Origin of the sequence: Desulfosporosinus shakirovi (genome assembly GCF_020595055.1) — a bacterium.
Classification (GTDB): domain Bacteria; phylum Bacillota; class Desulfitobacteriia; order Desulfitobacteriales; family Desulfitobacteriaceae; genus Desulfosporosinus; species Desulfosporosinus shakirovi.
The window spans coordinates 1-3,298 of the sequence record NZ_JAJDOO010000078.1 but is presented as its reverse complement, the minus strand read 5'-3'; the positions used below and the strand labels follow the sequence as shown (position 1 = coordinate 3,298).

General features: G+C 40.2%; 3 protein-coding genes and 1 pseudogene. All 4 read left to right on the top strand.

Annotated elements, in window-relative coordinates:
- A pseudogene (locus tag LJE72_RS25800) lies at positions 1-209 on the top strand (IS66 family transposase); the annotation flags it as partial.
- 122 nt (positions 210-331) lie between these two features.
- Complete coding sequence (locus tag LJE72_RS25795) at positions 332-1,681, top strand: site-specific integrase (protein ID WP_229250998.1); 1,350 nt, start codon at positions 332-334, stop codon at positions 1,679-1,681.
- Positions 1,678-2,628: a tyrosine-type recombinase/integrase gene (locus LJE72_RS25790; RefSeq protein WP_229250997.1), complete on the top strand. Its 951-nt coding sequence runs from the start codon at positions 1,678-1,680 to the stop codon at positions 2,626-2,628. The genes LJE72_RS25795 and LJE72_RS25790 overlap by 4 nt, the downstream gene beginning before the upstream one ends.
- Positions 2,615-3,298: tyrosine-type recombinase/integrase (locus tag LJE72_RS25785; RefSeq protein ID WP_229250996.1), on the top strand; the 684-nt coding region annotated here is incomplete at its 3' end. The genes LJE72_RS25790 and LJE72_RS25785, both read left to right, overlap by 14 nt.

Sequence of the window (3,298 nt, the reverse complement as noted above, 5' to 3'; positions counted from 1 at the left end):
TGAAATGCGGCATCATCATGAGTGATGAGACTACCTGGCAGGTCAACCATGAGCCTGGGAAGAAAGCTTCAAGCAAATCATATATCTGGATCCATCGAAGTGGTAGTTGCGAAGGGCCGCCCGTCATACTTTATGAATACACTCGAACCCGTTCGGGTGACCACGCCAAGAAATTTCTCGAAGGATTCCGCGGATTTCACGTGAGTGATTATTCCGATAAAAAAGTTATTCCGATTTTTTATGAATTTAGAATATTGAGCTGCGGTTTAGCAGCTTAAAAATCGGCATTTCTTGTTATGATTGATTTATCAAATCATAAGGAGGAATTGCTATGTCATGGACAATTGTAAACGTAGTTGATGGAATGATTCGACAGATGCAGGAATACGGTACCCAAGAAAGCACTGTGAATCAGTACTATCGGGGGTTTTGTAAGCCGATAATCAAATTTTTTGAAGAAAGGAATGGCGGATTATACTCTAAATCTCTTCTGGTAGAATATCAGAAATTATCTAGGCAAGGTTTTGAGGCTGGGCAGTTTAAACAACGCCACTTTAATTGTATTAAGAGGTGCGTTCGGCTTTTGACTACATTTGCAGAAACTGGTCATGCAGATTTTTCACTTCCGAAACAACACAAAAAATACAAGCCTTTTGCTGAAAATCTCGAAATAATTGAAAAGATACTGGCGAAAACTACATATGAAATTGGTTTTAAGTATAGACTTCACTGCTGTATGCGTCATTTCTTTTGTTTCATTGAACAGGCGGGGGTTACTACAGATGAAATATCGGATAGTACTTTGTTTGAGTTTCTCAACGCAGTATCAGAGACCAACAAGGGGAGTATGGATTACATTATTATTGCTATTAAGCTCATTTCAAATTTTTTAAAAATAGAACGGAAACTATGCATTAAGACTGATTTTTCAAAACTTCGTTTGAAGTACCCTCCACAAAGGCTGATTTCTCCCTACACAGAGGAAGAAATTAAAAAGGTTTTATCGGTTATTGATAACACTTCCGCTATAGGTAAAAGGGATACGGCGATTCTAATGCTGGCATTCAATACAGGACTAAGGGCAATCGATATTACAAGACTGTGTTTGGAGGATATTGACTGGAAGTCAGGTGAGATACACATTGTTCAGAGTAAAACAAAACGCCCTCTATCATTACCATTTCATGCTTCCGTGATGAATGCTGTTGCCGATTACATTCTGAAAGCAAGGCCGAAAAGTACTTCAAAAGAAGTTTTCTTAAGAGCTCTGTCACCATATAGGCCTTTAAATGGTGCAAATGCTTTAGATGGTGTAATCGAAAAATACTGCAAACATGCAGATATCAAGAAAAAACCTTACAGATCGTTTCACAGCTTACGGCGTGCTTTTGCAACAGAATTATCCGCAGCAGAAGTACCTCTGCCAACTATCTCACAAATGCTGGGGCACACCTGCATAAACTCAGATTACCCATATCTAAGCTATAACAGGCAACAGACCTCTCAATGTACGATAGGATTTGAAAAAATTCCGATTGTATCTGGTTTTTATTCGGATTCTTACGTCCCGTCGCTTAAAAACCGATCGACTATTACCTTGGAGCAACTGAAAACAACGATTATAAAGCTTCCGGCTATGGACTTTCGCGAGGTACCTTTGGAAGGAGGTGCTTACGCATGAGCATGAAGGAACTATTGTCGGTAGACCTGCCCAGGTTCATCCAGGCTCGGAAGGCACTAGGTTATGAGACTGATAATAGCAGTTATTATCTGAAGCCTTTTCTTGAGTATTGTTCTGAACACCATTCTCTTGCTGAAACTATTTCAAAGGAGATGGTAGATAAATGGCTCTTACAGCGGTCTTTCAGAACCAATGCGACAAAATCCCACGCCATTGGGGATTTAAGGGTTTTTTCAAGATTCCAGAATGCCATTGGAAGACATGACTACATACCTGATGAGGAATACAGCATTAAGGTCGAAAGATATAAACCCTATATTTTTACGGATGAGGAACTGCAGACATTATTCCATGCCATTGATTCTGTTCCAGCAAATTTTGAGGCTCCGAATAAAGAACTGATAGTTCCGGTGCTGTTTCGGATGATGTTCTGCTGTGGTATGCGTCCGAGCGAACCTTTGCATCTAAAAAGAGAGGATGTGGATCTCGCTTCAGGCGATATTTTCGTCCGTGAATCAAAACGGAAAAAAGACAGGCATATCACGATGTCGAACGATCTCCTGCATTTATGTAGGAAGTATGATTCACTTATCGGAGCACGTGACTGGTTCTTTCCCAAATGGGATGGTAAACCCTTACCGACATACTGGATGACAAATCAGTTCCGTATCTGTTGGAGAAACAGCGGACTATTAAAAAGATGCAATCCAAGACCTTATGACCTTCGCCATAACTTCGCTACCCGTACCCTGATGCACTGGGTGGATGAAGGGAAGGATGTGATGGCCCTTCTGCCATATCTTTCTACCTACATGGGCCATAAGCACTTTACGCATACACTGTATTATATCCACCTGCTTCCGGAGCGACTGCGTTCAACCGCCGGCATTGACTGGAAAAAGTTAGATTCCATTTACGGGGAGGTTGAAAAGGATGAAGACAATTAAGAATCCGGACCTCTTTCAAAAAATTCGGGAGTTTCTAGTGAATTATCTGCCGATCATACGCTCTAAGAGTGTTAATACGGTTTCAGCATATAAAGCAACGATTAACCTATACCTTCTATTCCTTCAAACATCTCAAACGAAAGGTCTCTCTGATGTTGAAAAGAAAGACTTTAACCAGATAAATATCATTGCATTTTTAGCATGGTTAAAAGAAAAAAGAGGCAATGGTACTGCAACACGCAACCAGCGTCTGGTGCATATACGACAATTCTGCAAATACCTGATGTCGTCTGACATGATAGCATATGCGGAATACTGTTTGATCCAGCAGATTGCAAAGGAAGCGGATCCGAAGAAAGATGAATTGGATTATCTATCGGTTGAGGAGATGAAACTTGTATTGGAGCAACCGGATATTAAGAAGAAATCCGGTATACGTGATAAATTTTATCTGGCATTACTCTATGACAGTGGATGTAGAAACCAGGAAATTCTGGCTTTAAAAATAAAGGACTTTGTCATTACAGGCGCTGGTGCTGAATTACATATAGTTGGAAAAGGGCGAAAGTACAGAGTGACACCGATTTCCAAAGAAGTTATAAAACTGTTTCAAGGATATTGCAATATCTATCATCCTGATAGAAAGATGAATGATTGGATTTTCTTAACC